Here is a 19,670-nt window from a genome sequence, read left to right on the forward strand (position 1 = left end):
ACCGACTGAGCTATCGCGGAACTGAACTTCGGTACATCTTTACAGCTTCGAAGCTTGTGTTAGCTTCGGTCTCTTTGGCTATCCGCTTTCGCGTTGCAGCTGCTGAGGCCGGCTATTCTACATTCTTCGTTTTGCTTGTCAACCACTTTTTTTCATTCAACTTACTGATTTGTAAGTTGTTTTGCGGTCACCGGTGTTGCTGGTGATTCGCTTAGTGCCTGACAACGCGGCGTATATTAGGGGCACTCGATTTTAGATGCAAGCAAAAATTTCAAAAATTTCAGCAAGTTATCCAGGAAGGCTGGAAAGACCCGGATTTGCTGGGGCTGTGCCGGCCTCTTCGCGGGCTCGCCCGCTCCCACAGGTACTGCACAGGCCTTTGAGCGGTAGGTAATCCTGTGGGAGCGGGTTTACCCGCGAAGGGGCCGGCACAGGCAAAAAAAAGCCCCGCAGATGCGGGGCTCATGGTGCAACAAATCAGCCGAAGACGATTTCGTCGCCTTCCACCTTGGCGGTAATCGCCGTCCCCGGCATGAACTTGCCTGCCAGGATCAACTGCGCCAGCGGGTTTTCGATCCAGCGCTGGATCGCCCGCTTCAGCGGCCGTGCGCCGTACACCGGGTCGTAACCCACAGCAATCAGCTTGTCCAACGCCTCCGGGCTCAGGCTCAGCGACAGTTCGCGCTCCAGCAGGCGGCTGCGCAGGCGGCCCAGCTGGATTTCGGTAATGCCGGCAATCTGCTCACGGCCCAGCGGCTCGAACACCACCACTTCGTCGATACGGTTGATGAACTCCGGACGGAAGTGCGAACCCACCGCATCCATCACTGCCGCACGCTGTGCCTCGCGGTCACCCACCAGTTCCTGGATCTGCGCCGAGCCCAGGTTGGAGGTCATCACGATCACGGTGTTGCGGAAGTCCACGGTGCGCCCGTGGCTGTCGGTCAGGCGGCCGTCTTCCAGCACCTGCAGCAGCACGTTGAACACATCCGGGTGGGCCTTCTCCACCTCGTCCAGCAGCACCACCGAGTATGGCTTGCGCCGTACCGCCTCGGTCAGGTAACCGCCCTCTTCATACCCGACATAACCTGGTGGGGCGCCGATCAGGCGAGCCACGGAATGCTTCTCCATGAACTCGGACATGTCGATGCGCACCATCGCCTCTTCGGTGTCGAACAGGAACTCGGCCAGCGCCTTGCACAGCTCGGTCTTGCCCACCCCGGTCGGGCCAAGGAACATGAACGAACCACTCGGCCGGTTCGGGTCGGACAGCCCGGCACGCGAACGGCGCACGGCGTTGGCCACGGCGGTTACCGCCTCGCTCTGGCCAATCACGCGCTGGTGCAGCAGCTCTTCCATCTTCAGCAGCTTTTCACGCTCGCCTTCGAGCATCTTGGCCACCGGAATACCGGTCCACTTCGACACCACTTCGGCAATTTCTTCCTCGGTGACCTTGTTGCGCAGCAACTGGTTCTCGGTCTTGCCGTGCTGGTCGACCATCTGCAGGCTGCGCTCCAGGTCCGGGATCACTCCGTACTGCAGCTCGGCCATGCGGCTCAGGTCGCCTTTGCGACGGGCGGTTTCCAGCTCCTGGCGGGCCTGTTCGATCTTTTGCTGGATCTGCGCCGAGCCTTGCACCTCGGCCTTCTCGGAGGCCCAGATTTCTTCCAGGTCGGCGTATTCACGCTCCAGTCGCTCGATTTCCTCGGTCAGCTTCTCCAGGCGTTTTTTCGCCGCTTCGTCTTCTTCCTTCTTCAGCGCCTGCGATTCCACCTTCAGCTGGATCAGGCGACGGTCCAGGCGGTCAAGCACTTCCGGCTTGGAGTCGATCTCCATACGGATGCGGCTGGCCGCTTCGTCGATCAGGTCGATGGCCTTGTCCGGCAGCTGGCGGTCGGTGATGTAGCGGTGGCTGAGCTTGGCCGCAGCGATGATGGCGCCGTCGGTGATGGCCACCTTGTGGTGCACTTCATAGCGCTCTTTCAGGCCACGCAGGATGGCGATGGTGTCTTCCTCGCTCGGCTCTTCGACCAGCACCTTCTGGAAGCGGCGCTCCAGGGCTGCGTCCTTCTCGATGAACTGGCGGTACTCGTTCAGCGTGGTGGCACCAACGCAGTGCAGCTCGCCACGGGCCAGGGCCGGCTTGAGCATGTTGCCAGCGTCCATGGCGCCCTCGCCTTTGCCGGCGCCGACCATGGTGTGCAGTTCGTCGATGAACAGGATGATCTGCCCTTCCTGCTTGGACAGCTCGTTCAGCAGGCCTTTGAGGCGTTCTTCGAACTCACCACGGTACTTGGCACCGGCAATCAGCGCGCCCATGTCCAGCGCCAGCAGGCGCTTGCCCTTCAGGCCGTCGGGCACTTCACCATTGATGATGCGCTGGGCCAGGCCTTCGGCGATGGCGGTTTTACCTACGCCTGGCTCACCGATCAGCACCGGGTTGTTCTTGGTACGGCGTTGCAGCACCTGCACGGTACGGCGGATTTCGTCGTCACGGCCGATCACCGGGTCCAGCTTGCCTTCTTCGGCACGCTTGGTCAGGTCGACGGTGTACTTGTCCAGCGCCTGGCGCGATTCCTCGGCATTGGCGTCGTTGACGGCCGCGCCGCCCCGCAGGTTGTTGATGGCGTTTTCCAGGGCTTTCTTGCTCACGCCCTGGCCCAGCAACAGCTTGCCGAGCTTGCTGTTCTCGTCCATGGCGGCCAGCAGCACCAGCTCGCTGGAAATGAACTGGTCGCCCTTCTGCTGGGCCAGGCGGTCGGCCTGGTTGAGCAGGCGCGCCAGGTCCTGCGACATGTTCACGTCGCCGGTGGGGTTCTGGATTTTCGGCAGCTGGTCGAGTTCTTTCACCAGCGCCTGGCGCAGGCTGTTGATGTCGAAGCCCACCTGCATCAGCAGCGGCTTGATCGAACCGCCCTGCTGTTCGAGCAGCGCCTGCAACAGGTGCACGGGCTCGATGGCGGGGTGGTCCATGCCAACGGCCAGGGATTGGGCATCGGATAATGCAAGCTGCAGCTTGCTGGTCAAACGGTCTATTCGCATGGGGTACCTTCCTTTAAAGGGCAGGTCGGAGCGATGGACAGCGCCTGTTTATGAAGAAACCTGCCTGAGATGACTTTATAGATAAGGCTGATTCTGGAAGATTCAAGCGTAGCGGGGTTGACCGAAGTCAACCTGTTGGGTTGGCGCCGGGCCATTCGCGGGTGAACCCGCTCCCACAGGTCCTGCACCGCTCTCAAGGCCTGTGATTAGCCTGTGGGAGCGGGTTTACCCGCGAAGAGGCCGGTACAGGCTGCCGAGGTTCCAGCCACACCAGGGAAGCAAAACGCCCACCCTGCGGGGTACGCCGATAGGAGAAGAACCGCTCATCGCTGACCGTGCACAAGCCACCGCCATGAACAGCAGTCACCCCACGCGCCGCCAAACGGATACGCGCCAGCTCATAGATGTCGGCCATCAGCTTGCCCGGCCGGGCACCATCGACAAAGGCCCTGCCCGCTTCCGGGTGCACCGCCGTAAAGGCGTCACGCACTTCCAGCCCCACTTCGAAGGCCTGCGGGCCAATCGCCGGCCCCAACCACACCAGCACCTCTTCGGGCGGCAGTGCCAAGCGATCCAGGGTGGCTTCCAGCACACCACCGGCCAGCCCACGCCAGCCAGCATGCGCCGCCGCCACGCGGGTACCGGCCCGGTCGCAGAACAGCACAGGCAGGCAATCGGCAGTCATCACGGTGCAGGCGATGCCAGGCTGGCCGGTCCAGCTGGCGTCAGCCTCGGCCACCACGGCCGGATTGGCATCCGCCACCACCAGCCCGTGCACCTGCTTGAGCCAGGCCGGCTGGATGGCGAATTCGTCGCTCAGGCGACGGCGGTTCTCGGCCACCGCGACAGGGTCGTCCCCAACATGGTCACCAAGGTTGAAGGTTTCATAGGGCGGCAGGCTGATACCGCCCTGGCGGGTGGTGACACAGGCGCGCACCGAGGCCGGAGCAGGCCAGTCGGGGAACAGCAGCGACTGCGTCAGGCCACTCATCCGATAAAGCTCTCGCGGTCCTGGTTCAGCAGCGACAGCAACCAGACGAAGTCATCCGGCAGCGGCGATTCCCACTTCATGACTTCACCGGTAATCGGGTGAGCCAATGCCAGGAAGCGTGCATGCAGTGCCTGGCGCGGGAAGGTTTTCACCGCCTCGACCATGGTCGGGCTGGCGGCCGGCGGAATGCGGAAGCGCCCGCCGTAGGTCTGGTCGCCGACCAACGGGAAGCCAACGTGAGCCATGTGCACGCGAATCTGGTGGGTACGGCCGGTTTCCAGCTTGACCCGCACGTGGGTGTGCGAGCGGAAGCGCTTGAGCACACGGTAGTGGCTGACCGCCGGCTTGCCGCCGTCGGTGACCGCCATGCGCTGGCGCATGCCGCCGTGGCGGCCGATCGGGGCATCGATCTTGCCGCCGGCAGTGACCACGCCAATCACGATGCACTCATAGATGCGGCTGACCTTGCGCGCCTGCATCTGCTCGACCAGCCGGGTCTGCGCCTGCAAGGTCTTGGCCACTACCATCAGGCCGGTGGTGTCCTTGTCCAGGCGGTGGACGATACCGGCGCGCGGTACGTTGACGATGTCAGGCACGTGGTGCAGCAGTGCATTGAGCAAAGTCCCGCTGGCATGCCCGGCGGCCGGGTGCACAACCAGCCCGGCAGGCTTGTTGATCACCATGATATGGTCGTCTTCGTAGACGATATCCAGCTCGATATCTTCGGCGACCCACTCGCCCTGGGCCTCTTGCTCGGCCTCCAGGACAAGTTGCGAGCCACCATAGACGAGGTCTCGAGGGCGCACCACGGCACCATCGACCGTCAGGCGGCCTTCTTTGATCCACGAAGTCAGCCGGGAACGCGAGTACTCGGCGAACAATTGGGCGGCGACCTGGTCGAGGCGTTGACCGCCCAGTTCGGACGGCACCTCTGCGCTAAGTTGAATGATCTCGGACATGCTCGATTCGGCGGGCGCACAGCCTTTGGTTTCGGCTGCGAGCTTGTGGTTAAATACGACTTCTTTTGTCCCGGGGTTGGCCGGGGCGCTCATCATAACAGGACGGCACCGCCCAAGACAGCGGCCGTCAAAGGGACGCAAGCCGCCATGCAAGTGAAACACCTGCTGCTGATCGCCATCCTCGGGCTCACCGCGGCCTGTTCCTCCAATAAAGAAGTGATTGACGAGAACCTCAGCGAGGCCGAGCTGTACCAGCAGGCGCAAGCTGACCTGGACAATTCCAGCTACACCAGTGCCGTGAACAAGCTCAAGGCCCTGGAGTCGCGCTACCCGTTCGGCCGCTATGCCGACCAGGCGCAGCTCGAGCTGATCTACGCCAACTACAAGAACGCCGAGCCCGAGGCTGCCAAGTCGGCCGCCGAGCGCTTCATCCGCCTGCACCCGCAGCACCCGAACGTCGACTACGCCTACTACCTCAAGGGCCTGACTTCGTTCGACCAGGACCGTGGCCTGGTGGCGCGCTTCCTGCCGCTGGACATGACCAAGCGTGACCCGGGAGCCGCACGCGACTCGTACAACGAGTTCGCCCAACTGACCAGCCGCTTCCCCAACAGCCGTTACGCGCCCGACGCCAAGCAGCGCATGATCTACCTGCGCAACCTGCTGGCCTCGTACGAAATCCATGTGGCCGACTACTACCTGAGCCGCCAGGCCTATGTAGCCGCTGCCAACCGTGGCCGCTACGTGGTGGAGAACTTCCAGGAAACCCCATCGGTCGGCGACGGCCTGGCGGTGATGGTCGAGGCGTACCAGAAGATGCACCTGGACGAACTGGCCGCCACCAGCCTGGAAACCCTCAAGCTCAACTACCCGGACCACCCGAGCCTGGTCGATGGCGAATTCCAGCCCAAGCAGACCGAGTCTGACGGCCGTGGCTGGCTGTCCAAGGCCACCCTGGGCCTGATCGAAACCGACACCCCGCTGCCGCCGGGCGAAACCCGCGCCAACCAGGACGTGGTCAAGCAGTTCCAGGACGCACGCGACGAGATGCCACGTGAGCTGCTGCCGACGGACGAGAACGGTGATCCGATCGTGCCGGAAGGGCCGAAGGAAGCCGCGAAGGACCGCTCCTGGTTCAGCTACATGACCTTTGGTCTGTTCGACTGATACGCAGCGGTACATGAAAGGGAGGCCTTGGGCCTCCCTTTTTTATTGGCCGCGTCCTAGACTGTCGGCTTCTTCAACCGACAAGCTGGACACCATGGTTCGCCTACTTTTCTGGATCGCCCTGATCGCCGCCGCGTTCTGGCTGTGGCGCAAGTTCAAAGCCAGCCAACAGTCGCACCCCGAGGCCAAGCTGGATGCGCCGCTGAAGATGGTGCGCTGCGCCCATTGTGGCGTGCACCTGCCCAATGACCGGGCGCTGCAGCAGGGCAACGAGTGGTATTGCAGCCAGGCACACCTGCAACAGGGCCCAGGCCGCCAGAACTGAACACAGTACCCTGTGGGAGATGGCCCCGCGTACCCTGTGGGAGCGGCTTTAGCCGCGAAGAATCCAACGCGGTGCATGGCACCGNNCTAAAGCCGCTCCCACAGGTTGTGTGGTGAATCCGGACTTCACTTATCCCTCCCCGACCCTTTCGCACCATTTGCGACCCCACCCCCGCCGCCAGCATTGACCCACCCCGGCAAAACTCGCTAAATCCTATTTATCCGCATAAATATGAAAAATAGCGAAATGCTCAAACCCAAACGCAAACGCCAGAAGCTGTCCGATGTGATCGTCGAATCGGTAAAACGCTCGATCGTCACCGAAGCGCTGCACCCCGGCGACCGCCTGCCCACCGAGCGTGAGCTGATGGAACATTTCGAATGCTCCAAGGGTACCGCCCGCGAAGCGCTCAAGGCCCTGGAGGTCGAGGGCCTGGTCAGCACCCGCACCGGCCCGAGCGGCGGCGCCTACCTCAATGAAGTGGGCACTGAACCTGCCAGCCGCGCGCTGCGTAACTACCTGCATTTCCAGCACCTGGACGGCGAACAGGTTTACCAGCTGCGCAAGGTCATCGAGGTGGAGCTGGCGGTATCGGTCATGGGCAAGCTGAGCGAAGCCGACTACGCCGCGCTGCAGGCCAACATCGATTTCTGCAGCGCCCCGGAAGACAGCGAGGAAGGCCAGCGCGAACAGCGCCTGGCAGAGCTGGAATTCCACACCCTGCTGGCCGACCGCTGCCCCAACCCGTTGCTGCGTTTCATGGCGGTGTTCCTCAACGACCTGCTACGCGACCTGGTGGTGCTGAAAAAGGCATACCTGCCCAAGCGCCAGCAGTTCGCCGCTGCCAACATCGCCTACCACAAGCAATTGCTCATCGCCCTGCGCGCCAGCGACGAGCCTGCCGTACGCCGGCTGATGCACGAACACATGTGCGACGCCGAACACCACATGACCGCGCTGGAAGGCGAGGTTGCCCGCAACTTCCTGCTGGAGTTCGAACACCACCACTGATCCGCCTGGAAAGAGGCCTGCACACAGGCCCGGCCGTACCCGCTTTGTCATTGCCACTCCTGCCTAATAACCACAACCAAGGAGTTACTCATGCAAAGACGTACCCTGCTCAAGGCAGGCCTTGCCCTGGGTGCCTTAGGGAGCCTCCCCCTGGGAGCGCACCGGGCATTCGCCGACCAACCATTGACCTTCTATGGGCTCAAGTCCATGTCTGGCGCCTTCGCCAGCTACGGCAAGTACGCCGACATGGGCTCGCGCCTGGCCATCGCCGAATACCCGCAACTGCTCGGCCACCCGCTCAAGTACAAGGTCATCGATACCGAAGGCAACGCCGGCAAGGCGGTGCGCAAGGTGCAGGAAGCCATCGGCCAGGATGGCGCCCGCTTCTTCCAGGGCTGCACGCTGTCGTCCTCGGCTCTGGCGGTGTCGAAGGAAATCCACAAGGCCGGTGGCGTGTTCATGACCCCGGTCGGCGCCGACGAAATCACCGGCAAGGACTGCAATGCCTCGACCTTCCGCTGGTCGGTGCCCACCTACGGCGCCATCCGCGAAACGCTGGTGCCGATGATCCGTCAGCTGCCACAGGCCAAGCGCTGGTACACCATCACCCCGCAATACGTGTTCGGCGATGCCCTGCTGGACAACGCCCGCAAGGTGTTCGCCGAGCTCGGCGTGGAACACATCGGCAACAGCTACCACTCGCTGCAGGAACAGGAGTTTTCCGGCTACCTGACCAACGCCATCGCCGCCAGGCCCGACGTGCTGGTGCTGCTCAACTTCGGCAGCCAGGCGTCCAACGCCCTGCGCCAGGCAGTGAACTTCGGCATCAAGGAGCGCATGAAAGTGCTGATTGTGTGGTCCGCCGGCCTCGACCAGTTCCAGGAGCTGGGCAGCGACGTGCTCGAAGGCGTGTACCTGGGCGCACAGTACTGGCACCAGGTCGATACCCCACTGAACAAGCAGCTGGTCGCTGCCACCCGCAAGGCCTATGGCATCAACCCCAACTACCCGCTGGCGGCCGACTACATCGGCACCAAGGTCATGCTCGAAGCCATCATCAAGGCCGGCAGCCTTGATGGCGCCGCCGTATCCGCGGCGTTGCAGGGCATGCGCTTCCAGGGCCCTACCGGCGAAGAACTGATCCGCCCGGGCGACCACCAGGTGCTCAAGGATTACTACCTGCTGCGCGGCAAGCCCCAGGGGCAGATGCGCGACGAGGACGACCTGGCCGAAGTCATCAGCTCGGGCCGTTCGTTCGTCGAAGTCGACCACACCGGTTGCGCCCTGGCCTGAAGCCACGGCGTCAGTCACAAACACTCGTACAGGCAGCCGCAACGCGCGCTGTCGAGGGCACGCTCATGCTCGATTTGTACCTGTTCCAACTGCTCAACGGCCTGGGCCTGGGGATGATCTACTTCCTCATCGCCGTGGGCCTGACGATCATTTTCGGCCTGCTCAACTTCGTCAACTTCGCCCACGGCGCGTTCTTCCTGCTGGGCGCCTACCTGTGCTACACCGCCGTCGCCATTACCGGCAACTTCTGGCTGGCCCTGCTGATCGCACCACTGGTGGTGGCGGCGCTGGCCTGGGCGGTCGAGCGCCTGTTGATCAAGCGCATCTACCACCTGCCCCACACCTTCCAGATCCTCGTCACCCTCGGTATCGCGCTGATCATCCAGGAAGCCTCGGTACTGATCTGGGGCCCGGTGGGCAAGAACATTGCCGTGCCGCCGGAGTTGCGCGGGGTGCTGATCATCGGTGACTTCATCTACCCCTACTACCGGCTGTTCCTGATCGGTTTCGCCGCGCTGATCGGCCTTGGCCTGTGGCTGCTGCTGGAGCGCACCCGCTTCGGCGCCCTGGTGCGGGCCGGCAGCGAAAGCACCGAAACCGTGTCGCTGCTGGGCACCAACATCTTCCGCCTGTTCTCCCTGACCTTCGCCCTGGGCGTGGGCCTGGCCGGCGTGGCGGGCGTGCTGTTCGCACCGCTGCGTGGCGCCCAGCCCTTCGTCGGCCCGGAAATCCTCGGCATCGCCTTCGTGGTGGTGGTGATCGGCGGCATGGGCTCGTTCGGCGGTGCCCTGGTCGGCGGCCTGCTGGTGGGTGTGGTGCAAAGCATGATGACCAGCCTCTGGCCGCAAGGCGCCAGCCTGATGATCTACGGTGCCATGGCCGCAGTCATCCTGGTCCGCCCCTATGGCCTGTTCGGGAGAGCTTGAGATGAGTGAGAAAAACCCTTTGCCGGTCGCCAAGGGCCGCGCCCCGGCCCTGCTGTTGCTGGTGGTCGCCAGCCTGGTGGCACTGCCGCTGCTGCTGCCATCGGCCACCCTGGCCACCGAGATCCTGATCTTTGCCCTGGCGGCGCTGGCCTGCAACCTGCTGCTCGGCTACACCGGCCTGCTGTCGTTCGGCCAGGGCATCTTCTTTGGCGTAGGCGCCTATGGCGCGGCGCTGCTGATGATCCACCTGCAGTGGGGCATGTTCGCCGCGCTGCTTGGCGCAGCCGTGTTCGGTGCCTTCCTGGCGCTGCTGGTAGGCGCCCTGGCGATCCGCCGCACGGGTATCTACTTCGTCATGCTGACCCTGGCCTTCAGCCAGATGGCCTACTTTCTGGCCTACACCCTCAGCGGCTGGACCGGCGGTGACAACGGCCTGCTCGATGTGCCCCGGCCCAACATCGAAATCGCCGGCCATGTGCTGGTCGACCTGGCCGACCCACGGCACTTCTATGTGTTCGTCGCGGTACTGTTCCTGCTGATCTTTGCCGGCGCCCTGCGGGTGATCCGCTCGCCATTCGGCAGCACCCTGCTGGCCATCCGCGAAAACGAGACCCGCGCCGCAGCCATCGGCTACGACACCCGCCACTTCAAGATCCTGGTGTTCATGCTGTCGGGCGCCATCACCGGTATCGCCGGGGCGCTGTACGCCATGCTGCTGCACTTTGCGCCGCTGTCGAACATCGACCTGATGATGAGCGAGAACATCCTGATCATGACCATCGTCGGCGGCACCGGCTCGCTGTTCGGCTCGCTGCTGGGGGCCGGCGCCATCGTGCTGCTGGGCGATGTGCTGTCGGAGCTGTGGCCGCGCTGGCTGATGCTGCTGGGGGTGATCCTGATCCTGGTGGTGGTGTTCATGCGTGGCGGCCTGTGGGGCGGCCTGGCCGAACTGGGCAAGCGCCTGCTGGCTAACCGCAATGCCAATGACAAACCCCAGGCCAAGACCAAGGAGACCCTGTGATGAGCGACTACCTCCTGGAAACCCGCCAGCTCGAGCTGGCCTACGGGCCGTTCAAGGCGGTTGCGGGTGTCGACCTCAAGGTTCGCGCCGGCTCCATCCACACCATCATCGGCCCCAACGGCGCCGGCAAGACCAGCCTGTTCCACTGCCTGACCGGCGAGCGCCAGGCCACTGCGGGCAAGATCCTGTTCAACGGCCAGGACATCATCCGCAAGCCGTCCCACGGGCGCGTGGCGCTGGGCATGGCCCGTTCGTTCCAGCTCACCAGCCTGTTCCAGAACCTGTCGGTGCGCGAGAACCTGCGCCTGGCCGCCCAGGGCCGCGATGGCCTGGGTGCTCTGAACTTCTGGCGCAGCGTCGAGCACAAGCGCAGCCATTGGGACACCGCCGACCAGGTGCTGGAGCGCCTGAAGCTTGCCGCCCGCGCCGAGACCCTGGCCGGCGAGCTGTCGCACGGCCAGCAACGGGTGCTGGAGGTGGGTATGTCGATCTGCGCCAAACCCACCCTGCTGATGCTCGACGAACCCACTTCGGGCATGGGCATCGACGACATACCGGTGATGACCGATCTGATCAGCGACCTCGGCCGCGACCACACCGTGCTGCTGATCGAGCACAACATGAGCATCGTCATGTCGATCAGCCAGCGCATCACGGTGATGAGCCACGGCCAGATCCTGGTCGAGGGTACCCCTGAACAGGTGCGCAACGACGAGCGTGTCCGCACCGCCTACCTTGGAGAGGCCGCCTGATGCTCAACGTCGATTCGATCCATTCCTACTACGACAAGAGCCATGTGCTCGAAGGCGTCTCGCTCAAGGTCGAAGCTGGCGAACTGGTGACCCTGCTGGGGCGCAATGGCGCCGGCAAGACCACTACCCTGCGCAGCATCCTCGGCATCGTCCGCCCACGGCAGGGGCAGATCAGCTTCAACGGCCAGCAGTTGGTCGGCCGCGAAATCTTCGATATCGCCCGGCTCGGCATTGCCCTGGTGCCGGAGCACCGTGGCATCTTTCGCCAGCTCAGCGTGGAGGAGAACCTGAGGATTGCCGTTCGCAAGGACAGCCGCTGGCAGCTGGAAGACGTGTACAGCATGTTCCCGCGGCTGAAGGAACGGCGCCGCAACGGCGGTTTCGCCCTGTCCGGCGGCGAGCAGCAGATGCTGGCCATCGCCCGCGCCCTGCTCAACGGCCCCAAGCTGCTGATCCTTGACGAGCCCACAGAAGGCCTGGCCCCGGTGATCGTCGACGAACTGGTGAGGATTCTGCGGCGGATCAAGGACGAAGGCCTGTCGATTCTGCTGGTGGAGCAGAACCTGATGGTCTGCGATGCCCTCGCCGACCGCCACTACGTGCTGGAACAGGGCCGCGTCGCCTACCAGGGCAGTGCGGCGCAGTTCCGCGAGGACCCGAGCATCAAGAACCGTTACCTGGCCCTGAGTGCCTGATACAGGCCTCGTTTACCTGTACTGGCCTCTTCGCGGGTAAACCCGCTCCCACACCTGAAGGCAGTGATGTCCCTGTGGGAGCGGGCAAGCCCGCGAAGAGGCCAGTACAAGCAACCCAGTCATTTCAGGAGAGATGAACCATGAACACCCGCATCGTTCCCTCGCAGCACCTGCTCGGCCAGGGCCCGCTGGTCAACCGCGAACGCCTCTGGCAATCGCTGATGGACCTGGCACGGCTCGGCGCCACCGCCAAAGGTGGCGTATGCCGCCTGGCCCTGACCGACCTCGACCGCCAGGCCCGTGACCTGTTCGTGCGCTGGTGCGAAGACGCCGGCTGCACGGTCAGCATCGACGCCATCGGCAACATCTTCGCCCGCCGCCCCGGGCGCAACCCGGCCCTGCCGCCAGTGATGACCGGCAGCCACATCGACACCCAACCCACCGGTGGCAAGTTCGACGGCTGCTACGGGGTCATGGCCGGCCTCGAGGTGTTGCGCACCCTGAACGACCTGGACCTGACCACCGAAGCCCCGCTGGAAGTGGTGGTATGGACCAACGAGGAAGGCTCGCGCTTCCCGCCGTGCATGATGGGCTCGGGGGTGTTCGCCGGTAAGTTCGGCCTGCAGGAGACCTTGGCCAAGGTCGACGACCAGGGCCTGTCGGTAGGTGCGGAACTCCAACGCATCGGTTACGCCGGCCCACGCGTGCCCACCGGGCATGCCGTCGGTGCCTACTTCGAGGCGCATATCGAACAGGGCCCGGTGCTGGAAGACCAGCGCACCACCATTGGCGTGGTCCAAGGCTGCCTGGGGCAGAAGTGGTTCGACCTGGTACTGACCGGCGTCGAGGCCCATGCCGGCCCCACTCCGATGCACCTGCGCAAGGATGCCCTGGTCGGTGCCGCCGAGGTGGTGGCTGCGGTCAACCGCGTGGCCCACGCCCACCAGCCGCATGCCTGCGGCACCGTCGGCTGCCTGAACCTGCACCCGGGCTCGCGCAATGTCATCCCCGGCCAGGTGCAGATGACCATCGACCTGCGCCACCTCGACCCCGAGCACCTCGCCACCATGGTCAGCGAAGTACGCGCGGCCATTGAAACCAGCACGGCAAGGCACGGGTTGAGTTACGAGCTGACGCCAACCGCCGACTTCCCGCCGCTGTACTTCGCCGAGCAGTGCGTGGACGCCGTGCGCCAAGGCGCGCGGGAGCTGGGCCTGAGCCACATGGATATCGTCAGCGGCGCCGGCCACGACGCGATCTTCCTCGCTGAACTGGGCCCGGCCGGGATGATCTTCGTGCCCTGCGAAGGCGGCATCAGCCACAACGAAATCGAAAATGCCGCGCCACAGGACCTGGCCGATGGCTGCGACGTGCTGCTGCGCGCCATGCTCCAGGCCGCCAACCCGGGAGCCCGTTGAGATGACCCAGAAAACCGCGATTGGCGAGTTCACCGCCGTCGAACTGCTCGAGTTGTACCAGCGCCGCCAACTGTCACCGGTCGAGGTGATCGACGATGTGCTGGCGCGCATCGACCTACACAACCCGGCAGTCAACGCCTATTGCCATGTCGACGGCGAAGGTGCCCGCGTCGCCGCCCACGCCAGCGAACAGCGCTGGCAGCGTGGCGAGCCCTGCGGCCGGCTGGATGGCGTACCCGCCTCGATCAAGGATCTGACCCTGACCCGTGGCATGCCCACACGCAAGGGCTCGCGCACCACCTCGGGCGCCGGCCCGTGGGCAGTCGATGCGCCCTTCACAGCCTTCATGCGCGAAGCCGGCGCTGTGTTGGTGGGCAAGACCACCACGCCAGAGTTCGGTTGGAAGGGGGTGACCGACAACCCGCTGTACGGCATCACCCGCAACCCCTGGGACACCCGGCTGACCGCCGGCGGCTCGTCCGGTGGCGCTGCGGCGGCAGCCGCGTTGAACCTGGGCGTGCTGCACCAGGGCAGCGACGCCGGCGGCTCGATTCGCATCCCTTGCGCCTTTACCGGCACCTTCGGCATCAAGCCGACCTTCGGCCACGTACCGCAATGGCCGGCCAGTGCCATGACCGTGCTGTCGCATCTGGGGCCGATGACGCGCACCGTCGACGATTCGGTACTGATGCTCGACTGCGTAGCCCGCCCCGATGCCCGTGACGGGTTGGCCGGCGCACCCAGGCAGGCGCCGTGGCTGGGCCAGGAACAGGACCTGAGCGGCCTGCGTATTGCCTACAGTGCCAACTTCGGTTACGTGCAGGTCGACCCGCAGGTCCAGGCACTGGTGGCCCAGGCCGTGCAGCGCCTGGCACGGCTGGGCGCACAGGTTGAGGAAGCCGACCCAGGGTTCAGTGACCCGCTGGAGACGTTCAATACCCTGTGGTTTGCCGGGGCGGCGCGGTTGGCCAGTGCGTTCAGCGATGAACAGCGGGCGCTGCTTGACCCAGGGCTGCGCTGGATTGCCGAACAGGGTGCGCGAATCAGCCTTGGCGAATACACCCAGGCCCTGGAGGCACGCGCAGAGTTGATCGCCAAGATGAATGCCTTCCACCAGCGACATGACGTGCTGGTATCGCCGATGCTACCGCTGGTGGCATTCGAGGCCGGGCACAATGTGCCGCCGGGGTCGGGGATGACGCAGTGGATGGAATGGACGCCGTTCAGCTATCCCTTCAACCTGACCCAGCAGCCGGCGGCTTCGGTGCCGTGCGGGTTCACCCGCGAGGGGTTGCCGGTGGGGCTGCAGGTGGTGGCCGGGCGCTTTGCCGATGAGCAGGTACTGCGGGTGTGCAAGGTGTATGAGCAGCATTACCCAAGCCGGCACTTGCAAGCCCCCATTACCGGCTGAAATATCTACTGGCCGCTCCGGCCCTTTCGCGGGTAAACCCGCTCCCACAGGGATCGCACAGTTTTCGAAACCTGTGATGTACCTGTGGGAGCGGGTTTACCCGCGAAGAGGCCCTCAGCCCAGCCGCCCGGCTGGCGCATACGGCGCCGGGTCAATGATCGGCGCTGCCCCGGTCAACAGGTCGGTAAACAGCTGACACGAAGCCGGCGCCAGCACCAGCCCGTTGCGGTAATGCCCGCAGTTCAGCCACAACCCCGCATGCCCCGGCACCGGCCCGATGTACGGAATACCTTCCGGCGAACCTGGCCGCAGCCCGGCCCAATGCGCCACCACCGTGGCCCCCTCGAGCTCAGGCAACAACTCCACCGCCGACGCCTTCAGGCTTTCCAGCGCCTCCTCGGTCGGAGTCTTGTCATAACCGGCATGCTCCAGCGTGCTACCCACCAGAATATGCCCGTCACGCCGCGGGATGGCATAGCGCCCCTTGGCCAACACCATGCTCGGCAGGAAGTCTTCGGCACACTTGAACAAAATCATCTGGCCCTTCACCGGCTCCACCGGCAGCGCAAGGCCAAGCGTGCGCAGCAGGTCGCCACTCCAGGCACCGGCACTGAGCACCACCTCATCCGCCGCCAGCACGCCGTCTGCCGTCTGCACACCGGTCACGCGACCGCCTTGCTGGACGAAGCCGGTAATCTGGCAGTGCTCACGCAAGGTCACGTTGGGCAACGCCAGCAATGCCGCCTTGAGCGACTTCACCAGGCGCGGGTTGCGCACGTTGGCCACACCAGCCATGTAGATGGCCCGCTTGAAGCCCGGGCCCAGCACCGGCACCGCGTCATAGGCCGCCGAGATATCCACGGCACTCAGCGGCCGCTGCTCGCGCTCGGCCCAGGCCAGCGCTTCGGCCTCGTCGTCCAGGTCGAGCCAGTACAGGCCGGTGGTGTGCACTTCGGGGTCGACGCCGGTGCTGGCGAACAAGCGCTCGCCCAGCTGTGGATAAAAGTCTTGCGACCAGTGTGCCAAGGCGGTCACGGCCGGGCTGTAGCGCCACGGGTACAGCGGCGAGACGATGCCACCGCCGGCCCAGGACGATTCGCGGCCGACTTCACCCTGATCACACACCACCACCTGCCCGACCTTGGCCGCCAGGTTGAATGCCGTCAGCAGGCCGATCACCCCGCCGCCGACCACCACTACTTGCTTGCTCATCTGTCGATCCAACACCTGAAGTAAATCCGCGATGCACCGGGCATCATTCAACCTTCAGCTTCCCCAGCAGTGCTCGCTGCCGGCAACGGCCCCCGGATTGCGCTGCACGCCGGCCTGGTCGAGCTGGAAATCGCCACAGCGGTCCTGCGCCATCAGCCCGCTCGGCAGCCGCCGGGCGCGCAGCGTGAAGGTGTCGCTGTCGCGCCGGGCCTGCAGGCTGTAATAGCGGGTACCGTCGGGCAAGGCCGGGTCGCCCTCGGCGTATTGGCCAGTGCGTAGGCGGTGGCGCTCCAGGCGCAGGGCGGCATCATGCAGCAGGCCAACCACTTCGCTGCGCGCGGCTCGCCGTAGCTGGTCGCTGTAACTGGGGTAGGCAATGGCTGCCAGAATGCCGGTCACGGCCAGCACAATCAACAACTCGATCAGGCTCAAGCCTTGCTGCATGTCAGTCTCCTCGCAATCTTTGCCGCCAGGTGATGCGCCGGGTTGTGTCGCCGGCCACGGCGTAGACGGCTTCCAGTACATGGCGTGACTGGGTTTGCCGGCTGACGGCAGTTATCCGGAACAGGGTGACCTGCTGCCCTTCCGGCATGTGTGCGGCGCGAGTACTGGGTCCCAGGTTCTGTATATGGAAGTAACCGGATGCCGTGTGCTGCCACTGCCCCGGCAGATCATGCGGCCGGGTTGGCGGAAAGCACGCTGTGCATGGATCAGGGGGTGCCCGCTCAAGCTCGCTCGCCCCTGTCTGCAAGGTGGCCTCAGCCTCTTCAAATGCCAGCAGGCCATCGTGCATGTCGCCGGCCATGCGTGTTTCAACCACGGCTTCGCGCAGGGCCGAGGTCGTCAGCAAACCTAGCAGCAGGCTCAACACCAACGCCAACAGCAACACGACACCGTGTTGACGCTTCATCGCCCCGGTACCGGGTTGCGCAACGCCACGCTCAGTGCATGACGTTGTTCGATCCTGAGCGTGGGCTCGTATAACGTCAGGGCGATATCCACTCGCTCTCCCTGCGACGTTTGCACACGTTCGAAACGCGCCGCTCGCACATTCTCCACCAACGGCTGAAAGCTTGTTCCTCGCTTGAACTTCAGCACATTGCCCTGAAGCTGATAAACGTACTTGCTGATGGGGTACGCCAACGGGTATCGCTCATCGCGCTCTGCTTGCACGACCACCTTCTCGATACAGTCCGTCTGCAAAAGCCAGTCACTCTTGCCAGCCTGTCCCGGCAACTCCGCCACCACCAGGCTCAGGGTGCTGGTATCAACTTCCAGCGGGCGGGCGAATGCCTGCTGTGCGCTCGCGGCCTTGAAGTCACCTGGCGCGATCCGCAGGCAACCAAACATCCCCGCCATGCGGATATCCTGCGCCATGCGCAGCAATGCCAGCCGCGCCTCATCCTGCATGCGCACTGCCGTACGTTGCAGGCGCCAAGCCTGGTGAGCAGAGGCAAAGAGCTGGCTGGCCGTCGCCAGCAACATCACCCCGATGGACAGCGCCAGCGTCAGCTCAAGCAAGCCGAAACCACCCTGGAGGCGCCTCACCGCCTGCTCCGTTCACGCTCACTGTGCGCTGCCAACGCCGCCTGCCCTTCGCGGTGTGCGCTGTCGGTAGCCTGCAATGCCTGCAGTTGCAGCCCTGCCGCTGCAAACACGCCCACGGCCACGACCACCATTGCCAACAGCACCTCCAGCAGCGTCATGCCCCATTGCCTTGCGCGCATCCCTGCACCTCCTGCGACTTTTCCCGCAATTGCATTGAACCCGGGCGACTGGACCGCTGGTCCAACGACCGTGAAGCTACAGCCAAGCACTTCCAGGGAGGAATGCACGGTGAAGCAACGAGGTGTAACACTGATTCAAATGTTGTCGGCCTTGGCGGTGGCCATGTTGCTGACGCAGCTCGGCATGCCGGCCTACGCCAGGTTGAGCGATGACCTGCACAGGGCGGCGGCCGCCCGTGACCTGGCACAGGCGCTGCGCAGTGCGCGCAGCCATGCCGTGCTGCAAAGCCAGCCGGTACTGGTGCAGGCATTGGACGGTAATTGGGGGAATGGTTGGCGGGTGGTGCTGGAGCATAACCAGCAGGTGCTGCGCGAGCAGCGTCTTTCACGGCCGCTGAAGATCACGAGTAATCGCGGTGTGCAGCTGAAATTCAGTGCGCAAGGGGTGCCGCTGGGGCAAAACCAAAATTGGCTTGCTTCAACGATGGAGGTTTGCGAGCGCTTGACTGCAACCAGCCAGTATCAAGTGGTGATGGCATCCACTGGCAGGGTCAGGGTACTCACGGGAGAGCCCAAAAACTCCCAATGCACTTCCAGCTAGCATGCGCGGTCGCTGTGGGAGCGGCCTTGTGTCGCGAAAGGGCTGCAAAGCAGCCCCTGGATTTCAGCGTTGGAGCTGATATTGCCGGGGCCGCTCTGCGGCCCCTTCGCGACACAAGGCCGCTCCCACATAAAACAGCCCCCAGCTGCGGGCCGTGTCAGATCAGCGACCGAACCCGCAGCTCTTTGGGCATGGAGAAGGTGATGTTCTCTTCCCGCCCATCCAGCTCTTCAGCGCCGCTGGCGCCCCAGGCCTTGAGCTGCTCGATCACGCCACGCACCAGCACTTCGGGGGCCGAAGCACCGGCGGTGATGCCGATCCGCGCCGCCTGGTCGAACCAGCCACGTTGCAGGTCTTCGGCACCGTCGATCAGGTAAGCCGGGGTGCCCATGCGCTCGGCCAGCTCGCGCAGGCGGTTGGAGTTGGAGCTGTTCGGGCTGCCGACCACCAGTACCACGTCGCACTCGTCCGCCAGTTGCTTGACCGCGTCCTGGCGGTTCTGGGTGGCGTAGCAGATGTCGTCCTTGCGCGGGCCGCCAATGTTCGGGAAGCGTGCACGCAGGGCGTCGATGACGCGGCTGGTGTCGTCCATCGACAGCGTGGTCTGGGTGACGAATGCCAGGTGGTCCGGGTCTTTCACCTGCAGGTTGGCAACATCCTCCTCGTCTTCGACGAGGTAGATGGCGCCGCCGTTGCTGGCGTCATACTGGCCCATGGTGCCTTCGACTTCCGGGTGCCCCTCGTGGCCGATGAGGATGCACTCACGGCCGTCGCGGCTGTATTTGGCCACTTCGATGTGCACCTTGGTCACCAGCGGGCAGGTGGCATCGAACACTTTCAGGCCACGGCCAGCGGCTTCCTGGCGCACGGCCTGGGAAACGCCGTGGGCACTGAAAATGACGATGACATCGTCCGGCACCTGGTCCAGCTCTTCGACGAAGATGGCACCACGGTTGCGCAGGTCTTCCACCACGAACTTGTTGTGCACCACTTCGTGACGCACATAGATCGGCGGGCCGAAGACTTCCAGCGCGCGGTTGACGATCTCGATCGCCCGGTCGACCCCCGCGCAGAAGCCGCGAGGGTTGGCGAGTTTGATTTGCATGCTCGGCTCCAGGC

At 64.3% G+C, this 19,670-nt stretch carries 19 protein-coding genes and 1 pseudogene; 11 read left to right on the plus strand and 9 right to left on the minus strand.

Annotated elements, in window-relative coordinates; genetic code table 11:
* Nucleotides 1–477 precede the first annotated feature (477 nt).
* From clpB to rluD, 3 genes and pseudogenes are all read right to left on the minus strand, one after another.
* Nucleotides 478–3,042, minus strand: coding sequence for an ATP-dependent chaperone ClpB (clpB, locus tag M2S36_RS09390; protein ID WP_063911148.1), 2,565 nt, complete (start codon nucleotides 3,040–3,042; stop codon nucleotides 478–480).
* 253 nt (nucleotides 3,043–3,295) lie between these two features.
* Nucleotides 3,296–4,033: pseudogene (gene pgeF / locus M2S36_RS09395) on the minus strand (peptidoglycan editing factor PgeF); the annotation flags it as partial.
* Nucleotides 4,030–4,992 (minus strand): 23S rRNA pseudouridine(1911/1915/1917) synthase RluD, encoded by a 963-nt coding sequence (rluD, locus tag M2S36_RS09400; protein ID WP_063911740.1) that lies wholly within the window; start codon nucleotides 4,990–4,992, stop codon nucleotides 4,030–4,032. The gene rluD and the pseudogene pgeF, both read right to left, overlap by 4 nt.
* A gap of 147 nt (nucleotides 4,993–5,139) precedes the next feature.
* Between rluD and M2S36_RS09405 the strand changes: the two genes are divergently transcribed.
* The 10 genes from M2S36_RS09405 (at nucleotide 5,140) to M2S36_RS09450 (ending at nucleotide 15,011) form a co-directional block, all read left to right on the plus strand.
* Nucleotides 5,140–6,159, plus strand: a complete 1,020-nt coding sequence (locus M2S36_RS09405; protein WP_333957049.1) for an outer membrane protein assembly factor BamD — start codon at nucleotides 5,140–5,142, stop codon at nucleotides 6,157–6,159.
* Between the two features lie 94 nt (nucleotides 6,160–6,253).
* Complete coding sequence (locus M2S36_RS09410) at nucleotides 6,254–6,484, plus strand: PP0621 family protein (RefSeq protein ID WP_046617024.1); 231 nt, start codon at nucleotides 6,254–6,256, stop codon at nucleotides 6,482–6,484.
* A gap of 246 nt (nucleotides 6,485–6,730) precedes the next feature.
* Nucleotides 6,731–7,495 carry a FadR/GntR family transcriptional regulator gene (locus tag M2S36_RS09415; protein ID WP_207835496.1) on the plus strand — a complete coding sequence of 255 codons (765 nt, stop codon included), beginning with the start codon at nucleotides 6,731–6,733 and terminating at the stop codon, nucleotides 7,493–7,495.
* Between the two features lie 90 nt (nucleotides 7,496–7,585).
* Nucleotides 7,586–8,788, plus strand: coding sequence for an ABC transporter substrate-binding protein (locus M2S36_RS09420; RefSeq protein WP_063911144.1), 1,203 nt, complete (start codon nucleotides 7,586–7,588; stop codon nucleotides 8,786–8,788).
* 65 nt (nucleotides 8,789–8,853) lie between these two features.
* The gene (locus M2S36_RS09425; RefSeq protein ID WP_063911143.1) at nucleotides 8,854–9,714 is read left to right on the plus strand and encodes a branched-chain amino acid ABC transporter permease; all 861 of its coding nucleotides are present in this window, start codon (nucleotides 8,854–8,856) and stop codon (nucleotides 9,712–9,714) included.
* A 1-nt stretch (nucleotide 9,715) separates the two neighbouring features.
* On the plus strand, nucleotides 9,716–10,735 hold the full coding sequence (locus M2S36_RS09430; protein ID WP_039614951.1) for a branched-chain amino acid ABC transporter permease: 1,020 nt from the start codon (nucleotides 9,716–9,718) through the stop codon (nucleotides 10,733–10,735).
* Nucleotides 10,735–11,487 (plus strand): ABC transporter ATP-binding protein, encoded by a 753-nt coding sequence (locus tag M2S36_RS09435; RefSeq protein WP_039614950.1) that lies wholly within the window; start codon nucleotides 10,735–10,737, stop codon nucleotides 11,485–11,487. The genes M2S36_RS09430 and M2S36_RS09435 overlap by 1 nt, the downstream gene beginning before the upstream one ends.
* Entirely contained in the window at nucleotides 11,487–12,182 is a 696-nt protein-coding gene (locus M2S36_RS09440; RefSeq protein WP_047934069.1) for an ABC transporter ATP-binding protein, read from the plus strand. The genes M2S36_RS09435 and M2S36_RS09440 overlap by 1 nt, the downstream gene beginning before the upstream one ends.
* A 140-nt stretch (nucleotides 12,183–12,322) precedes the next feature.
* Nucleotides 12,323–13,600 carry a Zn-dependent hydrolase gene (locus tag M2S36_RS09445; protein WP_233688118.1) on the plus strand — a complete coding sequence of 426 codons (1,278 nt, stop codon included), beginning with the start codon at nucleotides 12,323–12,325 and terminating at the stop codon, nucleotides 13,598–13,600.
* A gap of 1 nt (nucleotide 13,601) precedes the next feature.
* A complete protein-coding gene (locus M2S36_RS09450) occupies nucleotides 13,602–15,011 on the plus strand; it encodes an amidase (RefSeq protein WP_333957050.1) in 1,410 nt (469 codons plus the stop codon).
* 114 nt (nucleotides 15,012–15,125) lie between these two features.
* Here the strand turns inward: M2S36_RS09450 and thiO are convergent, their stop codons facing one another.
* From thiO to M2S36_RS09475, 5 genes are read right to left on the minus strand one after another with little or no spacing between them, the layout of a single operon-like run.
* Nucleotides 15,126–16,223 (minus strand): glycine oxidase ThiO, encoded by a 1,098-nt coding sequence (thiO, locus tag M2S36_RS09455; protein ID WP_333957051.1) that lies wholly within the window; start codon nucleotides 16,221–16,223, stop codon nucleotides 15,126–15,128.
* 54 nt (nucleotides 16,224–16,277) lie between these two features.
* Nucleotides 16,278–16,667, minus strand: a complete 390-nt coding sequence (locus tag M2S36_RS09460; RefSeq protein ID WP_207835480.1) for a type IV pilin protein — start codon at nucleotides 16,665–16,667, stop codon at nucleotides 16,278–16,280.
* Between the two features lies 1 nt (nucleotide 16,668).
* Nucleotides 16,669–17,133: a pilus assembly PilX family protein gene (locus M2S36_RS09465; protein WP_333957052.1), complete on the minus strand. Its 465-nt coding sequence runs from the start codon at nucleotides 17,131–17,133 to the stop codon at nucleotides 16,669–16,671.
* Entirely contained in the window at nucleotides 17,130–17,771 is a 642-nt protein-coding gene (locus M2S36_RS09470) for a PilW family protein (RefSeq protein ID WP_333957054.1), read from the minus strand. The genes M2S36_RS09465 and M2S36_RS09470 overlap by 4 nt, the downstream gene beginning before the upstream one ends.
* Entirely contained in the window at nucleotides 17,768–17,950 is a 183-nt protein-coding gene (locus M2S36_RS09475; RefSeq protein WP_333957056.1) for a prepilin-type N-terminal cleavage/methylation domain-containing protein, read from the minus strand. The genes M2S36_RS09470 and M2S36_RS09475 overlap by 4 nt, the downstream gene beginning before the upstream one ends.
* A gap of 109 nt (nucleotides 17,951–18,059) precedes the next feature.
* Here M2S36_RS09475 and M2S36_RS09480 point away from each other — a divergent pair, with 109 nt between their 5' ends.
* A complete protein-coding gene (locus tag M2S36_RS09480; RefSeq protein WP_233688123.1) occupies nucleotides 18,060–18,551 on the plus strand; it encodes a GspH/FimT family pseudopilin in 492 nt (163 codons plus the stop codon).
* A 157-nt stretch (nucleotides 18,552–18,708) separates the two neighbouring features.
* Here the strand turns inward: M2S36_RS09480 and ispH are convergent, their stop codons facing one another.
* Complete coding sequence (ispH, locus tag M2S36_RS09485; RefSeq protein ID WP_087503395.1) at nucleotides 18,709–19,656, minus strand: 4-hydroxy-3-methylbut-2-enyl diphosphate reductase; 948 nt, start codon at nucleotides 19,654–19,656, stop codon at nucleotides 18,709–18,711.
* Nucleotides 19,657–19,670: the final 14 nt, after the last annotated feature.

This window comes from Pseudomonas sp. SF2 (assembly GCF_036858055.1).
Taxonomy (GTDB): domain Bacteria; phylum Pseudomonadota; class Gammaproteobacteria; order Pseudomonadales; family Pseudomonadaceae; genus Aquipseudomonas.

Excerpts from the sequence above, each read along its gene's own strand:
- M2S36_RS09405 (WP_333957049.1), top strand. The coding sequence starts at position 5,140 with ATGCAAGTGAAACACCTGCTGCTGATCGCCATCCTCGGGCTCACCGCG.
- clpB (WP_063911148.1), bottom strand. The coding sequence starts at position 3,042 with ATGCGAATAGACCGTTTGACCAGCAAGCTGCAGCTTGCATTATCCGAT.
- M2S36_RS09460 (WP_207835480.1), bottom strand. The coding sequence starts at position 16,667 with ATGCAGCAAGGCTTGAGCCTGATCGAGTTGTTGATTGTGCTGGCCGTG.
- M2S36_RS09410 (WP_046617024.1), top strand. The coding sequence starts at position 6,254 with ATGGTTCGCCTACTTTTCTGGATCGCCCTGATCGCCGCCGCGTTCTGG.
- M2S36_RS09475 (WP_333957056.1), bottom strand. The coding sequence starts at position 17,950 with ATGCGCGCAAGGCAATGGGGCATGACGCTGCTGGAGGTGCTGTTGGCA.
- M2S36_RS09415 (WP_207835496.1), top strand. The coding sequence starts at position 6,731 with ATGCTCAAACCCAAACGCAAACGCCAGAAGCTGTCCGATGTGATCGTC.
- M2S36_RS09425 (WP_063911143.1), top strand. The coding sequence starts at position 8,854 with ATGCTCGATTTGTACCTGTTCCAACTGCTCAACGGCCTGGGCCTGGGG.
- M2S36_RS09435 (WP_039614950.1), top strand. The coding sequence starts at position 10,735 with ATGAGCGACTACCTCCTGGAAACCCGCCAGCTCGAGCTGGCCTACGGG.
- M2S36_RS09445 (WP_233688118.1), top strand. The coding sequence starts at position 12,323 with ATGAACACCCGCATCGTTCCCTCGCAGCACCTGCTCGGCCAGGGCCCG.
- rluD (WP_063911740.1), bottom strand. The coding sequence starts at position 4,992 with ATGTCCGAGATCATTCAACTTAGCGCAGAGGTGCCGTCCGAACTGGGC.
- ispH (WP_087503395.1), bottom strand. The coding sequence starts at position 19,656 with ATGCAAATCAAACTCGCCAACCCTCGCGGCTTCTGCGCGGGGGTCGAC.
- M2S36_RS09450 (WP_333957050.1), top strand. The coding sequence starts at position 13,602 with ATGACCCAGAAAACCGCGATTGGCGAGTTCACCGCCGTCGAACTGCTC.
- M2S36_RS09420 (WP_063911144.1), top strand. The coding sequence starts at position 7,586 with ATGCAAAGACGTACCCTGCTCAAGGCAGGCCTTGCCCTGGGTGCCTTA.
- M2S36_RS09430 (WP_039614951.1), top strand. The coding sequence starts at position 9,716 with ATGAGTGAGAAAAACCCTTTGCCGGTCGCCAAGGGCCGCGCCCCGGCC.
- M2S36_RS09440 (WP_047934069.1), top strand. The coding sequence starts at position 11,487 with ATGCTCAACGTCGATTCGATCCATTCCTACTACGACAAGAGCCATGTG.
- thiO (WP_333957051.1), bottom strand. The coding sequence starts at position 16,223 with ATGAGCAAGCAAGTAGTGGTGGTCGGCGGCGGGGTGATCGGCCTGCTG.
- M2S36_RS09465 (WP_333957052.1), bottom strand. The coding sequence starts at position 17,133 with ATGAAGCGTCAACACGGTGTCGTGTTGCTGTTGGCGTTGGTGTTGAGC.